The following is an 18820-nucleotide window of genomic DNA, read 5'->3' on the forward strand; positions in this document are numbered from 1 at the left end:
AGATGACACGAGTCGGGCCGGACACCGTCACCACCGACGAGCCGGAGTGGGATTCGCCTGCCCCGTTGGCTTCCGACCTCCGCGAGGCTGATCGGCGGGAGCTGCCCACCCGCACCGACTCGATCGCCCGTGAGGCGTCGACCGCCGTGGGCGGGCCGCTGGGAGTCCACGCGGTGGTGGGCCGGTCGCGATACCTCACCCCGCTGCGCGTGTTGTTCCTGCTGGCGCTGCTGGCGATGTCCATCGGTTGGTACGGCAAGGCGGGCTGTCTGCAGCAGGCACCACGCGCGGGAGACCGTGTACTGGAACTGGATTGGAGCAACCACCGCCAATACATCGCTCTGTGCTACTCCGACACGGTTCCGCTCTACACCGCCGAGCGACTCGACACCGGCGCGCTGCCCTACAAGTCCTACTGGTTCCAGAAACGACCCGACGGCACCACCGAACAGCGGTTCATGGAGTATCCGGTGCTCACCGGCATGTTCATGTACGCCGCCGCCCAGATCACCCACGGTTGGCAGTGGGCGCACAAGAACTATGGCGTCCCGTCGGCGCTGAGCGTGGTCGTCTTCTTCTGTGTGTGCGCGCTGGCGCTGGCGATGTTCTGGTTGATCACGGTGTGGGCCACCGCGCTGACGGCGGGTGTCCGGATCTGGTCGGTGGCGTTGGTGGCGCTCTCGCCGCTGGTGATGGTGCACATCTTCACCAACTTCGACGCCATCGCCACCGCGTTCCTGGCCCTGGCGATGTTGGCGTGGGCGCGTAAGAACCCGCTGCTCACCGGGGTGTTCATCGGTCTGGGTATCGCGGCCAAGCTGTACCCGGTGATGTTGTTGGTGGGGCTGTTCGCATTGTGTCTGCGCACCGGAAAGACCCGCGAGTTCACCGTCACCGTCCTGGCCACCGTCGGAACGTGGCTGGCGGTCAACCTTCCGATCATGATCGCCTTCCCCCGCGGGTGGCGAGAGTTCTTCCGCCTCAACAATGATCGCGGCTACGACCCGGACACCTGGTTCAACCTGTTGACCAAGATCACCGGATTCGACTGGGGTGGCGACGCGAACGGTCGCTCGGATCTGGTCAACGCCACGTTCATCGGGTTGATCCTGCTGGTGTTCGTGGGTGTGGTGTTCGTCGGGCTGCACGCCCCATCGCGACCGCGATTGGCGCAGTTGGCGTTTCTCACCGTCGCCGGGTTCCTGTTGGTCAACAAGGTGTGGAGTCCGCAATACTCGCTGTGGCTGGTGCCGTTGGCGGTGCTGGCGCTACCGCGGCCACGATTGCTCATCGCGTGGATGGTGATCGACGCGCTGGTGTGGGTGCCCAGGATGGGCCTGTATCTGCCTGCCGAGGTGAAATGGCTTCCCGAGCAGTGGTTCCTGGCCGCGATCGCACTGCGTGCCGTGGCCGTGGCCGGACTGTGCGCAGTGGTCATCTGGGAGATCTACCATCCCCGCAACGATTTGGTGCGCAACGGTTCTCGTGGGGAGTACTACGACGACCCGGGCGGTGGGGTACTGGACAACGCGCGAGACCTGTTGGTGTTGCGTCGCCGTCGCGCCGTTTCGCTGTCGGCCTGAGGATCGGGTGTGGCCACCCGGATCGCCGGCGTGGCCGTGACGAACACGAACACCAGCAGCGCCAACAGGACCGCGTGCATCCACACCCCGAACTGCACCCCGCCCAGCACCCACCACTGCATGGGGCTCTCGCTCTGATAGATGCCGAACAGCCGGAAGATGGTTGTGTCCAACGCGAAATCGGCGAGCAGATACAGCACCACGATGGGCCACCGGATCCGCAGCAACACGAAGAACGGCAGAATCCACAAGGTGTACTGCGGAGAGTGCACCTTGTGGAACAGCATGAACCCGGCCAACACCGCCGCGCTCACGCCGATCCACGGAAACGGCTCACCCCTCCGCCACACCCGCAGACCCAACGCGATGGCCAACACGAACGACGCCGCGATCAACAGGGGCGACAAGATGCCGACCAGATCGCTGTACCGGGCGTCGACCCGCCCACCCACCAGATGGCGAAATCCCCAGTACCAGAAGGTGTTCGTGTTGACGTTGGCCTCGCGTAGCGACTGGAACCTCAGCGATGCCTTCCACCCCTCGGCGCGGGGGATCAGGAAGGGCAGCTGGATGGCCACGATGGCAACCGCAGCGCTGCCCAGCACCGCTGCGGCGCCCCACCAATCCAGGGCCAACGCGCGGATCTGGCCGGACAACGCGGTCCAACGATGGCGTAGCGTGCCCGTGCGCGGCCAGGCGAAGCCACCGGGGACGCTCGGCCCCTGCGCCCGGGTCAATACGTACAGCGCCAGCGGCACCACGAACAAACCCGGGTAGATCTTCAGGCAGAAGCCCACCGCCAACAGCAGCGCCGCGACGATCGATCGGGCGCGCAACGACATTCGTGGCGCCCCGGTGCGCTTGGAGGTCGCGGCGCCGAACACCATCACCGCCACTGCTGCCACCGAGGTGGCCACCACGGGTAGTTCCCAGTTGTGGAAGGCGTAGAGGATCAGCGGCGGGGTGGCCGCCCACAGCAGCGCCCGCCACCGCGACAGCCAACCCAGCAAGGCCGACACCAGAAACCCGAAGGGCGCCAACAGGAACGCTGACTGCACCAGGAACTCGTTGTCGGTCTGGGCACCGATCGCGCCGATGTACATCAGCAGACCCGAGAGCACCGGATACTCCACGGCGCCGCCGAAGAGCACACCTTTGTCGGTGATCCCGCCGTGGATGTAGGGGAAGACGTGGTTGTTGATGTCGCGGCCCAGCCACAGGAACTGGATGTCGGAGTAGCACGGCATGATCAGCTCGTTCTTGCTGACCGGCCAGTGTTTGGTCCTACCGAGGGCGTCGTAGGGCCCGCCCGCGCAGTCCAGTTTCCCCAGCAGGCCCAGTGTCATCGCCACGGCACTGAGCAGCAGCAACACCAGTACGACCACCGTCACGTTGCCGGCCGCGGCCGACCAGCGCAGGCGTAGGCGGTGCAAAAACGTCACCTCGGGCATCGCTACACCGTAGGGGATGGGCAACTCCAGTCCATCCAGCCGAGTCCGGTCAATCCGTCGTTGCGGGTGAATGTTCCCCACGCCCGCTGCACCACCACCACCCGCCCACTGCGGGTGCGCTGACCCAGCGGTCCGTGACCCACGGTGGTGAAGCCGATGGTGGCCGAACCCGGTTCGATGGCGATGGTGCTGGCGGTGATCAGCCCCTCGTCGGACACGACGTCGATCACCCGGCAACGCTCCAACTGCACCGGTGGCGCGTCGGCGGGTTGATAGTGCAGGCGCGACCCCGGCGTCAGCCCGTGCGGTCGCACATCCAGCCCGTGCAGATAGGTGCCGTCCTCGAAGTGCACGGCGAACCAGAACCACGTGGTCGACCACCAGTCGGCGATGTTCCAGGAGTGGCTGCGCTGGCCGGGACCGTTGATCGCCAGTGGCCCGATGTGCAGGTCCGGGCCCGTCACCTCGATCGTCCCGGTCACCGCGCACGGCACCTCGTAGGCCTCGATCATGTCGCTGCGGTGGGCCACCCCGGAGGTGTAGAAGTTCAGGTCCAGGCTCACCGTCACCGGCACCTCGCCGCTCTGGACCACCACGTCGCGCGGGTCGGCGAAGGCCTGACCAGTTCCGGTGACCGACAGGCCGGTGTGCGAGAGCGCGGTGAGCACCCGCGCGGTGTAGCGCACGTTCTCGCTGGTGACGGTCATGTCCGGACCACTCAGGTCGGCCATGTCGATCCCGCGGTGCAGCAGGGTGATCGTCGGGATGGACGGGCCGCAGATGACACCGCTGAGCGTCCCCCCGCTACGACCGCTGCCGCTGCCCAGCCGCAGGTATGCCCCCACACCGTGGCTCATGTCGACCACGTCGTGATACCAGGTCTCGTTGGCGTCGAGCCCGCTCGGATCGCCGTGGGGGAACTCGTCGTCGGGGTCCACCCGGGCGACCGCGACGCGCGCTCGGCGGCTTGGTGCCTTCTCCATGTCGATGAGGTACTCGCAGGCACGCGAGAACATCGCCAACGCGTGCTCGTCGGAACGCTCGGCGGCGTGGGGGGCCGCGGTGGCCGACCCGGTGAACCGGCGCGGTCGACACAGGGCGGCCAACAACCCCACGTACGCCTGCTCGCTGACCTCTCGACGCATCGCCTCCATCGACGGCGCCCGGTCCCCGAGTCCCTCGTGGTACACCGCGATCACCGCGTCTCCGTGTTCGCGGCGCTCCTCGGGGGTCATGCCGCACGACAACAGCATGGCCACGTCGGTGGCCATCGGGCCCCACGACATCTGGTGCCACTGGGTCAGGGTCACCGGTCGCGCCGACCCGGGGCCGCCGAACATCAGGTTCGCGGGCCGAAAGTCGCCGTGTACCAACCCTTGTGGCGAGGTTGACCGCGCGGCCACGTCCTGCAGCGCCTCGGCCGAGGCGACCACCCGGTTGGCCACCGACAGATGGGTGACCGAGAGCCGTTCGCCGAACCGCTCCACGAACTCCACGTACCGATCACCCACCTCGTCGGCGGGGATGGGGGTGGACGCCGGGATCCAGTCGTGTTCTCCGCCGTCGCCGCGCCCCGACAGGGTCAGATGCATCTTGGCCAGCGCACTGGCCGCCAGCCGACCTTGCCAGTCGCCCACCCCGCGTAGATCGTCGCCGAGTTCCATCGGGCCTTCGGCGGACAGGATCAACCAGATCAGCCGGTGCGCGGGGACGAACATCGCGCCCACCAGGGCGCTGACCGTGGTGAGCTGGAATTCCCTTGCCCGCGTGTAGAACACGTGCTGGCGGCGCAGCGGTTCGATGGGCCCGTCGTAGTCGGGCTGACACAGCTTGACATAGACCGAGCGATGGTCGTCGGTAGGGGTGAGTGCATTGACCCGAACGGTGAGGTCATACGGCGATTCGCGGATCGGCTCGATCCAGATGCGGGAAACCCGACCCATGCCGGTGTGTTCTTCCACCCACGCCGGGGTGATGTCGGATACCGACCACCAGCGTGTCACGACGCTGACGATACATTCGCACGGTCCTGCAGGAGCCGCAATGGCCGCCGAGAAGGACGCCACGCCAGCGATTTCGCTGGTCAGGGGTCACTGGGGTAGCCTGGGCCGGTTGCCGACGCAGGCGACCCTCCTGCCACGGACAGTCCGTGGCCGATCAGCCCATAGGAGGTGATGTGGTCTTATGCGTCACTACGAATTGATGGTCATCCTCGATCCGAACCTGGACGAGCGCACCGTCGCCCCATCGCTCGACACCTTTCTCAACGTCGTCCGCAAGGACGGTGGAAAGGTTGCCAAGGTCGACATCTGGGGCAAGCGCCGTCTTGCCTACGAGATCGAGAAGCACGCCGAGGCGATTTACGCGGTCATCGACATCGATGCCGAGCCCAAGACGGTGTCTGAGCTCGACCGTCAGCTGAAGCTGAACGAGTCGGTGTTGCGGACCAAGGTGCTGCGCACCTCCAAGTAGCCAGGCGTCACGATCCGTCGAAGGTCCATCCGGAGATTTTTCCGGCGAGATGGAACCGAATCGGCTCCTTCGACGGTCGTATGTCGGTACCGGGCAATAATGTCGGCCACAGACGGCGGGATCACCCCGCTGGTTGCGGGCGACACCGGATGCCCGGTGCGCATCGACCTCGACAACACACCTCACGTGTAGGGAGCTTCACCATGGCCGGCGACACCAACCTCACCGTCATCGGAAACCTGACTGCCGACCCCGAGCTGCGGTTCACCGCGTCGGGCGCGGCGGTGGCCAACTTCACCGTTGCCTCCACCCCGCGGATGTTCGACCGTCAGAGCAACGAGTGGAAAGACGGCGAGGCGCTGTTCATGCGCTGCAGCATCTGGCGGGAGGCGGCCGAGAACGTCGCCGAGAGCCTGACCAAGGGCTCCCGGGTCATCGTCACGGGCCGTCTCAAGCAGCGGTCCTACGAGACCCGTGAAGGCGAGAAGCGCAGTGTGATCGAGCTCGAGGTCGAAGAAGTCGGCCCCTCGCTGAAGTACGCCACCGCCAAGGTCAACCGCGCATCGCGTGGTGGCTCCGGTGGTGGCGCCTCCTCCGGTGGCGCCAGCCGCGGCGGGTCTTCGGCACCGGCCCAGAACGACGATCCCTGGGGCAGCGCCCCGGCGAGTGGATCGTTCGGTGGAGCCGACGACGAACCACCCTTCTGAGCGGGATCGAAACGATCTTGCTCACCCGGGTCCTCACATGGCCCGGCAGCATTTTTTCGGAGCAACACATGGCAAAAGCACGAGCCGGTGGCGGGCGGAAGCTGCGCACCGAGAAGGTGGTGAAGGCGAAAGCCTGCTCCTTCTGCAAGGAAAAGAACCACGGGATCGACTACAAGGACACGTCGCTGCTGCGTCGCTTCCTGTCTGACCGGGGCAAGATCCGGTCGCGTCGCGTCACCGGAAACTGCGTCCAGCACCAGCGGGACGTAGCCATCGCCGTCAAGAACTCTCGCGAAGTCGCCCTTCTGCCGTTCACCTCGACGGCACGCTGAGCGGAAAAGGACCACTCATGAAGCTCATCCTCACTGCTGAAGTCGACAACCTCGGAGCGCCTGGCGACACCGTGGAGGTCAAGGACGGCTACGGCCGCAACTTCCTGCTGCCGCGCGGGCTGGCCATCCCGGCCACCCGTGGCGCACTCAAGCAGGTCGACGGCATCCGTCGGGCCCAGGAAGCCCGCGCGGTGCGCGGCCTCGACCACGCCAACGAGCTCAAGCAGGCCATCGAAGGCCTCGAGAGCGTGGCCGTTCAGGTCAAGACCCACGACTCGGGCAAGCTGTTCGGCTCGGTGACCACCGGCGACATCGCTGCGGCCATCAAGTCCGCCGGCGGTCCGGTCGTGGACAAGCGCGCCGTGGAGCTGCCCAACGGTCACATCAAGGCGACCGGCTCGTACCCGGTGGTCGTGACGCTGCATCCGTCGGTGCAGGCCAAGGTGACCGTCGCGGTCACCGCCGGCTGACGTTTTTCATCCACGCCACATTCCGCCGATCGGGGTTCACCCCGATCGGCGGAATTGTCGTGTCAGCGGCCCGCAGTGGCCAGGTAGGTCGCGGTCTGCGATCGCACCAGGCCCACCAGGTCGCGGTCGGCGACGTCGATGTCGAGCAGGTGCAGTCCCCAGTTCGCCTGGGGCAGTTCAGGAAGCAGGTTGGCCGGCACCGGTGACCCGCCGCGCAGCTGCAACACGTGCGGGCCGGCGCCGGTTGTGCATCGCGCCGAGTAGCTGCTGGGCAGCCCACCGGGCAGTGTGCCGTGCAGTACGGCAGATGCCGTGGATCCCAGGGCCGCGGGATTGGTGCAGAGCACGCTGTACTGCGGCCCGAACGGCAGCCGACCGGCGGGGCCGTAGGAGGCCGCGCGCGGGGCGGTACCGAACCGGGTGTCCGGCGGCGGTGTGCGACCGTAGGCCGAATAGGCCACCACACAACCGATCTGGCCGCGCGCGGTGCACGCGGGGACGGTGGTGAAGTCGCCACCGGTGGTAGATCCCTTGCGCACCAACACGTTTCCGCCGATCAACAGCGCCGAGATCAACTGCTTGCGCGCGGTGGTGTTCTCGATGCGTTCGCGGATGAGGGCCCGCAGCAGGTAGGTGCCCTGGGAATGGCCGATGAGGACCACCCCGCGCCCCCGGTTGTGGTGGGTCAGATAGTCGGTCCAGGCGTTGACCACATCCTGGTAGGCGCGTTCCAGCGCCGCGTTGCGCGCGGTGGGGTCGCTGGCGGCGAACAGTCCACGCAGGGTGCTCTGTCGATACATCGGCGCCCACACGGTGCACGCCGAGGAGAACGGCGCAGCCTGCTGCGCGGCCACCGTCCGCTCCTCGAGTCCTGGGCGCAGGTCGGAGTTGGCCCCGGGATCCAGCGACACCGTCGGGTAGACGTAGAAGCAGTCGACGGGTGCACCGGAGTTGCCGCCGCACGGGTTGTCGGGCTGACCCGGGCGGCACAGCCACGTGGTCGGCGCGGTGACCGCCCCGGCGGGCTGGGTGCTCAACGCCTGCGCGCACCCGGTGCCCAGCACCGTGATCGCCAGCATGGTCGCCAGTCGCATCGCCAAGCTGTGCGCGCTCATCCAGGTCCGAACCGTCACCGTCATCGCCTCCCGATCGTGGCGACTACCCATGGCCGCCGATCACAGTAGACACCCTCACCGTCGGGCGACGGTAGCTGCCGGCGATCAGGGAGTCGACCGGTTGTGGTGCCGTCGCCAGGGCCGGTACCGCCAGCAGATCGCCCACCTGCAGATCCTCGGGGAGAAAGGCGTGAACCCTGCTGTGTCGCAGGGGATTGTCCAACGTAGCGCAGCTGTTGTGGCCGTCGGCGAAGACCACATGGGGATGTCGGTGTGCCACCGAGATCCGCCCGATGAGACGCACCTCCTCCCACGCCGCCGCCCGTGCGGCCACGCAGCCGTCGAGCATGGCCACCGGTGACTCGGTGCCGGCGAAAACGGCGGTCACGGTGTGTACCCAGATGCCGATGATGTCGCGATCACACGCTCTGGCGACAGATGCCATGGCTGCGGCGGGCCGTGACGCCGCGATGAGGGTGCGGGTACCCCGTCGGTGTGCGGCCGCCACCGCCGACCGTCCGCCCAGGATGACGTCGTCGAGGGTGATCGTGGTTTCCGAGGGCCAGCGGTGTGGGTCGTGGGGATCGGGGATGCTGAGGCGAAGGGTGGGAATGATGTCGGTGAGCGTCATCGCCGCATCGCCCCCCGCGAATCATGTTGTGCCGTCGCGTATTGTCTCACCAGATCGGTCTACGCGCACAGGTGCGCGCTGCGGGGGTTCGTAGCGGAATCATTACGCACCCATGCATCGTGTTCACGTGATCTTGACGCTGTGTCGCGGCGTCATCAGCTGTTGGGCGGGCCTTCACGCAACGGCAACCCCCCGCTGGTTGCGGAATTCGAACACGCCCGAGGCGCGGCACGTCGCGACACGCCGAACGAATATTCCTCCACAGCCTGTTCAGCGTGTTCTCGCAGCCTGAACAGCGAATATATTCTCGCTTGCCCGGCTCCTCCACAGGCTTTCCACACGCGGTCAACACAGCTTCTGCCGTGGTCCACAGGTAGTGCACACAGCTGTGCACAGGGCCGTTTGTGGGCCGCTGACATCGGCCCTATGTTCACGGGGTGGCCTACGACGGCCTACCTGCAGTAGCGGTCGACCCGGCGCTCGTGGCGAGCCTGTGTCAGACCCCGCAGGTAGGACTGGACTCGGCGCAGCCGGTGGGGGACCGGTGGTGGTTTCCTGCCAGGCGGTTCGACTACGGAGGTTTGCAGGCGTGGCAGTTGTGGATGATCGTGGGAATCAGCAGCGCGACGAGCCGCCCCCGCCAGAGGACTTCGGCCGGCAGCCGCCGCAGGATCTGGTGGCCGAGCAGTCGGTACTGGGCGGGATGATGCTGTCCAAGGACGCCATTGCCGATGTGCTGGAGGTGCTGCGCCCCGGTGACTTCTACCGTCCCGCCCACCAGGCGGTGTACGACGCCGTGCTGGAGCTGTATGGCAAAGGTGAGCCTGCCGACGCGGTGACCGTCTCGGCGGAGTTGGAACGCAAGGGCGAGTTGCGGCGTATCGGTGGGGCACCGTACCTGCACACTCTCATCTCCACGGTGCCCACCGCAGCCAACGCCGGTTTCTACGCCGAGATCGTGGCGGAGAAGGCCATCCTGCGGCGGTTGGTGGAGGCGGGTACGCGCATCGTGCAGTTCGGCTACGCCGGTGCTGACGGCCAGGACGTGGCCGAGGTGGTCGACCGGGCGCAGGCGGAGGTCTACGAGGTGACCGAGCGCCGTACCGCCGAGGACTACGTGGCGTTGGAGGAGCTGCTGCAGCCGACGATGGACGAGATCGACTCCATCGCCTCCCGCGGCGGCATATCGCTTGGTGTGCCAACCGGTTTCGCTGATCTGGACGCGGTCACCAACGGCCTGCACCCAGGCCAGATGATCATCGTGGCGGCCCGTCCCGGTGTGGGCAAGGCGTTGGCGCTGGACACCCCGCTGCCCACACCACGCGGCTGGACCACCATGGGTGAGGTTCGGGTGGGCGATCACCTCCTCGACGCCGCTGGTCGCCCCACCAGGGTGGTCGCGGCCACCGAGGTGATGACCGAGCGCCCGTGCTTCGAGGTGGAGTTCTCCGACGGCACCGTGCTGGTGGCCGACGCGCAGCATCAGTGGCTGACCGAATGCGATGGCGTGTCGGCGGTGCAGACCACGGCAGCGTTGCGCTCGCAGGTGGGTGCGGTCGAGGTGCGCAACGCCGCACCGTTGGACCTGCCGTGGCGGCACTTCTGCTACGGCCCCTACACCGTTGCGGCGTTGGCGGGCATGGCTTTCGACGATCCGGAGATCGCCTTGCGAATCGAGGCCGAGGGTCCGGTCGACGTGATGGCTTTGATGGCCGATCTCGGCGGCCGTATCCCGCACGAGTACCTGCGGGGGTCGCAGGCGCAACGGCGGGCGCTGCTGGCCGGGCTGCTCGACGCCCGCGGCATCGTCGACGAGGACGGCTGGATCACCGTTCCGGCCGCCACCCAGCACATGTCGACCGTGGTGGCCGATCTGGTTGCTGGACTGGGGTATTCGTATCGTCGGTCCGAGACCGGTTGGGTGCGTGTGGACATCGGCGACGATGTGTTCACCGTCCATCACAAAGCGTTGCGCCACAAGGAGTTGCGTGGCCACAGCACCACCCGCACCGTGGTTGCGGTGCGTCCGGTGCCCAGCGTGCCGGTGCGGTGTGTGCAGGTCGACAACGCCGAGCACATGTATCTGGCGGGCGAATCGATGGTGCCGACCCACAATTCGACGCTGGCCATGGATTTCCTGCGGAGCTGCTCGATCGCCAATCAGATGACCAGCGCGATGTTCTCGCTGGAGATGAACAAGACCGAGATCGTGATGCGGCTGCTGTCGGCGGAAGCGAAGATCAAGCTGGCCGACATGCGCGCCGGGCGGATGAGTGACGCCGACTGGACCAACCTGGCCCGCCGGATGGGGGAGATCTCCGAGGCGCCGATGTTCATCGATGACTCGCCGAACCTCACCATGATGGAGATCCGCGCGAAGGCGCGTCGACTCAAGCAGCGCCATGACCTCAAACTCATCGTCATCGACTACATGCAGCTGATGTCCTCAGGCAAGAAGGTCGAATCCCGTCAGCAGGAGGTCTCGGAGTTCTCGCGCAGCATCAAGCTGCTGGCCAAGGAACTAGAAGTCCCCGTGGTCGCCATCAGCCAGCTCAACCGTGGCCCCGAACAGCGAACTGACAAGCGCCCCATGGTGTCTGACCTTCGCGAGTCGGGCTCTCTGGAACAAGATGCGGACATGGTGATCCTGCTGCACCGGCCGGATGCGTTTGAGCGTGACGATCCCCGCGCGGGTGAGGCCGACATCATCTTGGGCAAGCACCGCAACGGCCCCACCGCGACCATCACCGTGGCCCACCAGCTGCATCTGTCCCGCTTCGTCGACATGGCGCGCGGCTGATAGGGCCGGTGTAGGTTCTCAAAAATTTGACTGCACTTTCTCACGACTGACTGCAACACGGCTGCACTTGTGCAGAAAGACTGAGACACGCCGTCTGGAATCCGCGTAGCGGCATTTCGGAGATGCGATGGTGGCGGCATGCCGGAAGCGGGGGCACCGCCACTCCCAAATATCTCTGTGCGTTCAAGGGACTCCTTGACGGAGGCCTGCATGGAATGGGGTCGCGCTCCTCTTGAATTGATCAGCAATGCCGCGCCTTGGCGGACGTTCCGCTGGCGCCACGGTCAGACGCACTATTCGGGTACCTACTGGCCGGCGACCGAGCGGGCGCATGTCATCTACGAATCTCGCTTGCAACTCGCGCGGCTGCTGTTCGCGGACTTTGATCCCGCGGTTACTCGAATCATTGCGCAGCCGTTTATACTTCGCGCTTTCATCGAGAAGCGTGCGCGCAAGCACGTGCCGGACTACCTGCTGTTGACGGACGATGGGCCGGTAGTCGTTGATGTGAAGCCGTGCTTCCAGCTCGATGAGCCCAAAGTCAAGTTCACGCTCGACTGGACGAGGACGCTCATCGAACGGCGTGGATGGTGCTACGAAGTGTGGAGCGAACCTCCGGCGACCGAGCTCGAGACCGTCCGCTTTCTGGCTGGATTCCGCAATGCTGAGCGTTTCGACCCGGAACTCATCAACGCGCTGAAGGCCCGAGACGATCTTACAGGCCGAACGTTGGCTCACGCGTTCTGCGAGTACCGCAAGTGGACAGAGCCCATTGTGCGTTCCGCCGTCCTTCATCTGTTGTGGTCCAACTACTTTGCGGTGAGTGTCGACCAACCCCTCAGCCCCCGAACCGTCCTTAGGTAAGGATTCCGTCATGAGCGATGGCCTCGTTCGTGTCAGTGTTGGCACCCGATTCATTCACGATGGCGAACTCATGCAGGTCGTGGAAATGTAGGCCGCCGCGACCGGAACGGTGGTCGTTCTTGGAGCTGCCACAGGCGGGAGCACTGCCGTTATCCGAGTGGCATTGCGTGAGCTACTTGACGGTGGTCGTGCGCGACTGCTGCCTGACGACAGCGGCCCGCAGGCTGACGATGATGTGGACCTCGCCAGCGTCCTCTTTCAATGGAACAGCTTTGACCACTGGGGGCGGTCGAGTCCGGGACCTGCCAACCCGAAGAAAGCTGGTGGTGCAACTGCGGAGGTTCGCGCATAAAACTCGGTGTCCGGCGCAGACGTGCTCCTGGCCAGGGCGCGCGGCCGGTTCCTGGCCGTGCCGACGGATCTCGGTTGTATGGTCAGCACCATCATGAGCAGCGGCCCGCGCGTGCAGGAGGAGGTGTGACGTGAGCTTCCCCGAGGATCTGACTATGGTGCTCACCGGCGTCACCGCGCACCAGCTGCGCAGCTGGCGATCGACCGGCTTACTGGTACCAGAGATCAGCCCGAAAAGGCCGCCGCTGTACTCGTTCCGCGACCTGGTCGCGCTGCGGGTTGTGGCACATCTACGCGCGAGCACTTCGCTGCAGCAGGTGCGGAAGGCTTTCACGAACTTGGAAGAGTTCGACCTCACGGACCACCCGTCCAAGTACAAATTCGCCGTCGCCGACGGCAGCATCGCGGTGTGGACCGACGAAGGGTTCATGGATCTGGTGAAGAACCCCGGCCAGTACCACATCGTCTCACTCGCTGACATCTATCGGCCGTTCCGCAACCACCGCAACGACGAGGTGGTGGATTTCGAGCACCCGCGCGAGATGTTGCGCGGCGATGCTCGTCGCCTCGGGGGATGGCCAACGATCGACGGGACCCGGGTGCCCTTCGACACGGTCGCCGATGCGATGAGCGGTGACAGCCCGATCAACCCCGAAGACCTCCGCCATTTCTACCCAGGTGTGACGGCAGCGGCTGCCGCCGATGCACTGGGCTTCGCAGAGGGCGTCGCCATCCGAAGCCGGCGGTCGGCATGAAGTTCTTCCTCGACGAGAACATCAACGACGGGTGTCTGGCGCCGCCGCGCGCCGTGTACCGCGACCACGAATTCCGCCACGCCCACGACGAGGGGTTGGCCGGAGAGCAGGACGTTCCGCTGTTCGGCAAGCTGCAGGAGCAGAAGTACGATGCCATCCTCACCAAGGACCGCAATCAGCTGACGAACCCTGAGGAACGGCGTGCGCTGTTTGACTCTGGCCTTCACTGGATCGGCCACGTCGCCAAGGGGTTCAAGGGTCTGATGAACCTGACGATGGAGACCGCGACGGTCACCGCGGGCCTGATCTACGTGCTGAACGATTGGAAGCGTGAGCCGCACAGCTACCAACTGCGCGGGATTCCTAACGAGCCCGGGCGGCGGGTGAAGGTGCGGGCCGTTGCGCTCGGTGAATGGCCGGACGACTACAGCGGCCGCGGAGTCGCGTAGCTGGTGTGTCTCGTCGCGCTGGCCCCGGGCAGGGGATCGCAGTAGTCGGGCAATGGTGGTTTCCGGAGCACGTTCGGCGCTTTGGATGTCAGTGGTTGCCAATAGCCTTCGACCGGAGTCTTTGGGCGATCGACGGCGGTCGCGGCTCAGCAAGATTAGGGGGCATACATGACCGACAAGAAGACCGTATTCATCGCGTTCGCGATCGAGGACGAGCGCCAGCGCGACCTACTGAAAGGGCAGTCGCTGCACCCGCGCTCCCCGTACGAGTTCATCGACATGTCGGTGAAGGAGCCTTACGACACCGGGTGGAAGGAGAAGGTTCGCACACGCATCCGCCGCTCCCACGGAGTCATCGCACTCGTGAGCAAGAACTCGCTGACGTCCTCCGGGCAGAAGTGGGAGATCCAATGCGCCAAGGACGAGGGCAAGCCACTGCTCGGAGTCTGGGCTTACGCCTCCGACCGTACGAATCTCGCCGGCGTCCGGACGGTGCCCTGGACCGACGTGAACATCGCCGGCTTCATCGACTCGCTCTGATGCCGAGGGACACGCGCAAGGCGCTCATCATCGGGATTGATCACTATGACAAGATCCAGTCGCTCAGCGGCGCAGTGAACGACGCTCACAGCGTCAAGGCCGCGTTGGAACGGCATGCCGACGGCACGCTCAACTTCGCGCAACCGCGGCTGATGACGGCTACCGGTCCGGGAGCAGCTGTGTCCCGCACGGAGTTGCGTGAGGCGGTTCAGGAGCTGTTCAAGGACGATGCCGAGATCTCGCTGTTGTACTTCTCCGGACACGGCTACATCGACGGGGCCGGCGGGTACCTATGTGCGAGCGACTGCGCCTCCGGGCACGACGGTCTCTCGCTCAACGAAGTGCTGACCTTCGCCAACAGCTCGCCGGCGAAGAACAAGGTGATCATCCTGGATAGCTGCCACAGCGGGGTGGCCGGCACCAACCCAGTCGCGGAGCAGGTTGCCGAGATCAAGGAGGGAGTCACGATCCTGACCGCGTCGACCGCGGAGCAGTACGCGATGGAGTCCGGTGGCTCGGGCGTATTCACGAGCCTGCTTGTCGACGCACTGAACGGGGCTGCGGCCAATCTCGTCGGCGATGTAACCCCCGGCAGCGTCTACGCGCACATCGACCAGTCGCTCGGTCCGTGGGCGCAGAGACCGGTATTCAAGACGAACATCAAGAAGTTCGTTTCGCTGCGGGAGGCGGACGCACCGATCGAGCTCGTCAAGCTGCAGCAACTCACTGTCCTGTTCAACCTACCGACCGTGCAGCTCCAACTCGATCCGAGCTATGAGCCTGAGCGCACGGGAAACGAGGACGACTCGGTTCCGCCGCCGGACCCGGCCAAGAACGCCGATTTCGCTGTGCTGCAGGAGTTGGTCAGGGTCAACCTGGTCCGCCCGGTTGGTGCGCCGCACATGTGGCACGCAGCGATGCAGAACAAGGCGTGCGAGCTCACCGTCCTTGGCCAGCACTACTGGAAGCTCGTGAAGCAGGACCTGATCTGATGCCATCGACCGACGCAATTCGGAAGGTTCTAGAGAGTGAGCAGCTCGTCGACGAGCTCGCCGCCGTCGAGCACGAGCGTTGGGCGCACTGGCAGCGGTACGTCCATGACCACTGCGAGCGCCAGCACGATGGATCCTTAGTGATTCCGGCCGTGCTTGCTGCGCGCTGGGAGGCTCAGATCGAGACACCATACGTCAGGCTGTCTGAGCGGGAGAAAGACAGCGACCGGGAGCAGGTTCGTCGGTACCTCCCCGTAATTTCCGACGCTCTCACGCGATGACGACAACCAACGACGGTTGAGGGTCCCGGAAGGCTACGCCGCTCGTGCTTACGCGTGTCACCTCTGCAATTTGTCTGGGTGACAGCGTTGCCCAGGTCACGACCTCGGATGGGGTCGGCATGCCTGCAGCTGCAGACAAGGAATCGACGATCCTGGCCGCCTGGAACGACGCTGCCACCGGGTCGCCGCGGCCACACCGGCGGAGCCGTCTCCCGTTGAAGGACCCTCAACTCAACGCATCGGAGAAGCGCGCACGCTGCGACAGCCACCAGAAAGCACGGTAGGGCGGCCGAGATACCTACCTTAAATTCACAGATGACGTGAACCGCATAGGCACTTGACAGGTGCGGCAACTACGTGCGAATCTTCTGACATGCGATTCACGGAAACTCTCAAGGACGCCAAGGGCCGCAAGACCGCTAAGCGCCGGATCGTCCTGATCGATATCGAAAATGTTGTCGGTGGTCTATCTGCTGTCCGCGGTTACGTCTCATGGGCCAAGGCCGTAGTAGGTGAGTGCGTCCCGGCGCAGTCTGGTGATCAGGTTGTGATCGGCGTTGGTCCAACTGGATTGCTGGACCTCGCCTGCGTATGGAAGAGCGTCAGGTACGTCATGCGTCCAGGACAGAACGGCGCAGATTTGGCCTTGCTTGAAGTGCTTAGCGAAAACATCGCCGACCGCTTTACCGAAGTCGTACTGGTGTCGGGCGACGGAATTTTCACGCACGCGATTGCTGAACTCGCTGCGCGGGGAGTGACGACAACTGTGGTTGCACACGCCAGCGGTTTGTCTCGGCGGCTGGAGCTCGCTGCCGCAGAGGTCAGGCTACTTCCCGAGCAGCCGTCGCCGCGATCTGTCGCAGCCGTGTCGAACATGGATGTGGCCTGATGGGTGAATCGGCAGGGGTGCTGCTCACTCCGAGCGAGATCGCAGACCTGGCGGGCGTCACGCGAGGAGCAGTCACCAACTGGAGGAAGCGGCCGAGCGATCCGCCATTTCCAGATCCGGCGCCGGAGTCAGCGACCAAGCCGCTGTACGACCTGGATAAAGTCATCGCTTGGCTTGCTGAAACGAAGCCGGAGATCCAGATACAACGCGACAGCGGTCTGGCGGCGCTTTCGCATTCGTTGAACGTGCTGCGGGGACGTGTATCGGGTTCGGTAGCGGGTGAGCTCGCTCTAGCCCTGTGTTGTGCAAAGAAGCTGTCGCTAGAAGCCGCCGACGCGAATTGGAGGCTTATAGCGGCAGCCAGTCCGTCTCAAACAGCGGATGTACTGCGGCGGATTGCGACCGACGCGCAGTGGGACGACATTCTTTCAACCCTCGATGATGTTGAGCGGGAGACAAACGGGCGGCTCGACACACTCCCGATCGCGGCCGTGGTGAGCGCCGTTGACGGGATCGAGCCTGACCGCTTGGCGGTTGCGGCAGACGAGGTGCTCCGACGCGGAAGCGGTGAACGCGGTCGCGCCGCCGGGTACGGAGTCGGCGAACACGGGATTGTGAACTCGCGCGTATCGGAACTCCTTTCGAGCCTCGCATCGTCGACCAAGGGCCTCGTCTATGACCCCGCATGCGGGATTGCTGAGGCACTCATTCGGACGCGGACGAAACGCGCGGGGGGTGTTCGCTTGGTCGGCCACGACATCAATGTGCGCGCCATTCGGATTGCTCGCATGCGCAGCTTCCTGCATGAGCTGAACGCCGAGTTCGAGTGTGCCGACGTGCTGCTCGAAGACCCTGCCCCAGATCTTCGAGCCGACACCGTCGTCGCTGAACCTCCGTTTGGTATGGACTGGTCGCGCTCCCAGAACATCGCGGATCCGCGTTGGGCCTTCGGCATACCGCCCGCGAACAACTCCGAGTTGGCCTGGCTTCAGCACGCAATTGCTCACTTGAAGCCGGATGGGAGTGCATACGTCGTCACATCCATGGCACCGTTGACGGCGCGTGGCAGCAGCACCGCGATCCGCGCCGAACTGCTCCGATCAGGCTGGATCGAAGCCGTCATTCTGCTACCCCCAAAGATGCTGCCGCACACTACTATTCCGGTAGCACTATGGGTATTGCGGCAGGCGGACCATCCGTCCAACACGGTTGACGTCTTACTGATTGACGCTTCGGCGGCGGAGAGTCCTGAGACACACGTACTTTCGTGGCTAGACGACTGCCTAAACGGATCGGCGGTCGACGCGCCGCCGTATGCACTGGTCACAACGTTGGACCTGCTCGCTGATGACGCACAGCTCGATCCTCGGCGCTGGGTACAAACACCTGGCTCCGATCCGAAGGACGTGGCGGCTCGTCTCTCCGACTCGCAGCGTGTTCTCCAGAACGCACTCGCCTCGTTGTTGGATCGCGCGGTAGTGCCGGTACCGCAGGGACCGTCGGCAGCGCCGCGGCTCCTGACCGTGAAGGAACTAGTGCAACTAGGTGTGGCCTCGATTCAGAACGGACGCATCAAACGGGATGACCTCGACGAAGCAGATGCCGCTGTGCTGATCACGCCGAGCGAGGTGCGCGACGGGCTACCGGTGCTCGACGAGTTGCCGACCGATGGACAGCCAAGCCTGGCAGGCGGACGCGACGAACGAACGCGAGCCGGCGACGTGCTGGTGACGACCTGGAATGCCGTCCGGGCGGTGGTCGATGAGCAGGGCGGCCGAATCATCGGCAGTGGCGTACATCGTCTGCGCGTCGATGACAAGCAATGCGAACCGCACTACGTAGCACGGTGCCTGTGCGGCAGTTGGAACGAACGATTCAAGAAGGGTTCGTCCATTCAACGCGTTGATCTGCGGGATCTTGAAATTCCGCTAGTCCCGCTGCCGGATCAGGAACGCCTTGTCGAAGCATTACGTGAGATCGAGCAACTTGCTCGACATGCCGCGGCGGTGGCCGAGGCCGCTGCAGCTTCCGCCACCGCGATCCTCGACGCCGTGCGGTACGACGCGCCGATGGACGACAACAAGTGATCCCGCATTCCGTCAGAACTGGGGTGCCACACTCGTGCGACACCCACAGTA

General features: G+C 65.0%; 18 protein-coding genes. 14 read left to right on the plus strand and 4 right to left on the minus strand.

The window, feature by feature from the left end; translation table 11 throughout:
* Window positions 1-2 precede the first annotated feature (2 nt).
* The gene (locus tag KIK15_RS13640; RefSeq protein WP_214245232.1) at window positions 3-1583 is read left to right on the plus strand and encodes a glycosyltransferase family 87 protein; all 1581 of its coding nucleotides are present in this window, start codon (window positions 3-5) and stop codon (window positions 1581-1583) included.
* On the opposite strand, the gene KIK15_RS13645 is transcribed toward KIK15_RS13640, so the two are convergent.
* A complete protein-coding gene (locus KIK15_RS13645; protein ID WP_250324586.1) occupies window positions 1496-3034 on the minus strand; it encodes a hypothetical protein in 1539 nt (512 codons plus the stop codon). The two genes, KIK15_RS13640 and KIK15_RS13645, sit on opposite strands and share 88 nt — an antisense overlap.
* 2 nt (window positions 3035-3036) lie before the next feature.
* Window positions 3037-5037, minus strand: a complete 2001-nt coding sequence (locus KIK15_RS13650; protein WP_214245233.1) for an aminoglycoside phosphotransferase family protein — start codon at window positions 5035-5037, stop codon at window positions 3037-3039.
* Between the two features lie 181 nt (window positions 5038-5218).
* Here KIK15_RS13650 and rpsF point away from each other — a divergent pair, with 181 nt between their 5' ends.
* The 4 genes from rpsF to rplI all read left to right on the plus strand — a co-directional run bounded on the left by rpsF (window position 5219) and on the right by rplI (window position 7015).
* Window positions 5219-5506 (plus strand): 30S ribosomal protein S6, encoded by a 288-nt coding sequence (gene rpsF / locus KIK15_RS13655; protein WP_214245234.1) that lies wholly within the window; start codon window positions 5219-5221, stop codon window positions 5504-5506.
* Window positions 5507-5709: 203 nt separating this feature from the next.
* Window positions 5710-6213, plus strand: a complete 504-nt coding sequence (locus KIK15_RS13660; protein WP_214245235.1) for a single-stranded DNA-binding protein — start codon at window positions 5710-5712, stop codon at window positions 6211-6213.
* A 68-nt stretch (window positions 6214-6281) separates the two neighbouring features.
* Window positions 6282-6545, plus strand: coding sequence for a 30S ribosomal protein S18 (gene rpsR, locus KIK15_RS13665; RefSeq protein ID WP_214245236.1), 264 nt, complete (start codon window positions 6282-6284; stop codon window positions 6543-6545).
* Between the two features lie 17 nt (window positions 6546-6562).
* The gene (gene rplI / locus KIK15_RS13670; protein ID WP_214245237.1) at window positions 6563-7015 is read left to right on the plus strand and encodes a 50S ribosomal protein L9; all 453 of its coding nucleotides are present in this window, start codon (window positions 6563-6565) and stop codon (window positions 7013-7015) included.
* Between the two features lie 62 nt (window positions 7016-7077).
* Here the strand turns inward: rplI and KIK15_RS13675 are convergent, their stop codons facing one another.
* Window positions 7078-8130: a DUF3089 domain-containing protein gene (locus KIK15_RS13675; protein WP_250324587.1), complete on the minus strand. Its 1053-nt coding sequence runs from the start codon at window positions 8128-8130 to the stop codon at window positions 7078-7080.
* A 43-nt stretch (window positions 8131-8173) separates the two neighbouring features.
* Window positions 8174-8761 (minus strand): hypothetical protein, encoded by a 588-nt coding sequence (locus KIK15_RS13680; protein ID WP_214245238.1) that lies wholly within the window; start codon window positions 8759-8761, stop codon window positions 8174-8176.
* A gap of 589 nt (window positions 8762-9350) precedes the next feature.
* On the opposite strand from KIK15_RS13680, the gene dnaB reads away from it, so the two are divergent.
* From dnaB to KIK15_RS13725, 9 genes are all read left to right on the plus strand, one after another.
* A complete protein-coding gene (dnaB, locus tag KIK15_RS13685) occupies window positions 9351-11561 on the plus strand; it encodes a replicative DNA helicase (RefSeq protein ID WP_214245239.1) in 2211 nt (736 codons plus the stop codon).
* Window positions 11562-11771: 210 nt separating this feature from the next.
* The gene (locus KIK15_RS13690; protein ID WP_214245240.1) at window positions 11772-12425 is read left to right on the plus strand and encodes a TnsA-like heteromeric transposase endonuclease subunit; all 654 of its coding nucleotides are present in this window, start codon (window positions 11772-11774) and stop codon (window positions 12423-12425) included.
* A 482-nt stretch (window positions 12426-12907) separates the two neighbouring features.
* On the plus strand, window positions 12908-13531 hold the full coding sequence (locus KIK15_RS13695; RefSeq protein ID WP_214245241.1) for a DUF433 domain-containing protein: 624 nt from the start codon (window positions 12908-12910) through the stop codon (window positions 13529-13531).
* Window positions 13528-13980, plus strand: coding sequence for a hypothetical protein (locus KIK15_RS13700; protein ID WP_214245242.1), 453 nt, complete (start codon window positions 13528-13530; stop codon window positions 13978-13980). Before KIK15_RS13695 ends, KIK15_RS13700 begins: the two co-directional genes overlap by 4 nt.
* 168 nt (window positions 13981-14148) lie before the next feature.
* Complete coding sequence (locus KIK15_RS13705) at window positions 14149-14520, plus strand: TIR domain-containing protein (protein WP_214245243.1); 372 nt, start codon at window positions 14149-14151, stop codon at window positions 14518-14520.
* Window positions 14520-15512 carry a caspase family protein gene (locus KIK15_RS13710; protein ID WP_214245244.1) on the plus strand — a complete coding sequence of 331 codons (993 nt, stop codon included), beginning with the start codon at window positions 14520-14522 and terminating at the stop codon, window positions 15510-15512. Before KIK15_RS13705 ends, KIK15_RS13710 begins: the two co-directional genes overlap by 1 nt.
* Entirely contained in the window at window positions 15512-15793 is a 282-nt protein-coding gene (locus KIK15_RS13715; protein ID WP_214245245.1) for a hypothetical protein, read from the plus strand. The genes KIK15_RS13710 and KIK15_RS13715 overlap by 1 nt, the downstream gene beginning before the upstream one ends.
* Window positions 15794-16166: 373 nt before the next feature.
* On the plus strand, window positions 16167-16682 hold the full coding sequence (locus KIK15_RS13720) for an NYN domain-containing protein (protein ID WP_214245246.1): 516 nt from the start codon (window positions 16167-16169) through the stop codon (window positions 16680-16682).
* Window positions 16682-18769, plus strand: coding sequence for an N-6 DNA methylase (locus KIK15_RS13725; RefSeq protein ID WP_214245247.1), 2088 nt, complete (start codon window positions 16682-16684; stop codon window positions 18767-18769). Before KIK15_RS13720 ends, KIK15_RS13725 begins: the two co-directional genes overlap by 1 nt.
* Window positions 18770-18820: the final 51 nt, after the last annotated feature.

Origin of the sequence: Williamsia sp. CHRR-6 (assembly GCF_018474015.1) — a bacterium.
Classification (GTDB): domain Bacteria; phylum Actinomycetota; class Actinomycetes; order Mycobacteriales; family Mycobacteriaceae; genus Williamsia_A.

What these genes read in the sequence shown, in the direction of transcription:
- KIK15_RS13640 (WP_214245232.1), top strand. Translation starts at nt 3, where the DNA reads ATGACACGAGTCGGGCCGGACACCGTCACCACCGACGAGCCGGAGTGG.
- KIK15_RS13645 (WP_250324586.1), bottom strand. Translation starts at nt 3,034, where the DNA reads ATGCCCGAGGTGACGTTTTTGCACCGCCTACGCCTGCGCTGGTCGGCC.
- rpsF (WP_214245234.1), top strand. Translation starts at nt 5,219, where the DNA reads ATGCGTCACTACGAATTGATGGTCATCCTCGATCCGAACCTGGACGAG.
- KIK15_RS13660 (WP_214245235.1), top strand. Translation starts at nt 5,710, where the DNA reads ATGGCCGGCGACACCAACCTCACCGTCATCGGAAACCTGACTGCCGAC.
- rpsR (WP_214245236.1), top strand. Translation starts at nt 6,282, where the DNA reads ATGGCAAAAGCACGAGCCGGTGGCGGGCGGAAGCTGCGCACCGAGAAG.
- rplI (WP_214245237.1), top strand. Translation starts at nt 6,563, where the DNA reads ATGAAGCTCATCCTCACTGCTGAAGTCGACAACCTCGGAGCGCCTGGC.
- KIK15_RS13675 (WP_250324587.1), bottom strand. Translation starts at nt 8,130, where the DNA reads ATGAGCGCGCACAGCTTGGCGATGCGACTGGCGACCATGCTGGCGATC.
- KIK15_RS13680 (WP_214245238.1), bottom strand. Translation starts at nt 8,761, where the DNA reads ATGACGCTCACCGACATCATTCCCACCCTTCGCCTCAGCATCCCCGAT.
- KIK15_RS13690 (WP_214245240.1), top strand. Translation starts at nt 11,772, where the DNA reads ATGGAATGGGGTCGCGCTCCTCTTGAATTGATCAGCAATGCCGCGCCT.
- KIK15_RS13700 (WP_214245242.1), top strand. Translation starts at nt 13,528, where the DNA reads ATGAAGTTCTTCCTCGACGAGAACATCAACGACGGGTGTCTGGCGCCG.
- KIK15_RS13705 (WP_214245243.1), top strand. Translation starts at nt 14,149, where the DNA reads ATGACCGACAAGAAGACCGTATTCATCGCGTTCGCGATCGAGGACGAG.
- KIK15_RS13710 (WP_214245244.1), top strand. Translation starts at nt 14,520, where the DNA reads ATGCCGAGGGACACGCGCAAGGCGCTCATCATCGGGATTGATCACTAT.
- KIK15_RS13715 (WP_214245245.1), top strand. Translation starts at nt 15,512, where the DNA reads ATGCCATCGACCGACGCAATTCGGAAGGTTCTAGAGAGTGAGCAGCTC.
- KIK15_RS13720 (WP_214245246.1), top strand. Translation starts at nt 16,167, where the DNA reads ATGCGATTCACGGAAACTCTCAAGGACGCCAAGGGCCGCAAGACCGCT.
- KIK15_RS13725 (WP_214245247.1), top strand. Translation starts at nt 16,682, where the DNA reads ATGGGTGAATCGGCAGGGGTGCTGCTCACTCCGAGCGAGATCGCAGAC.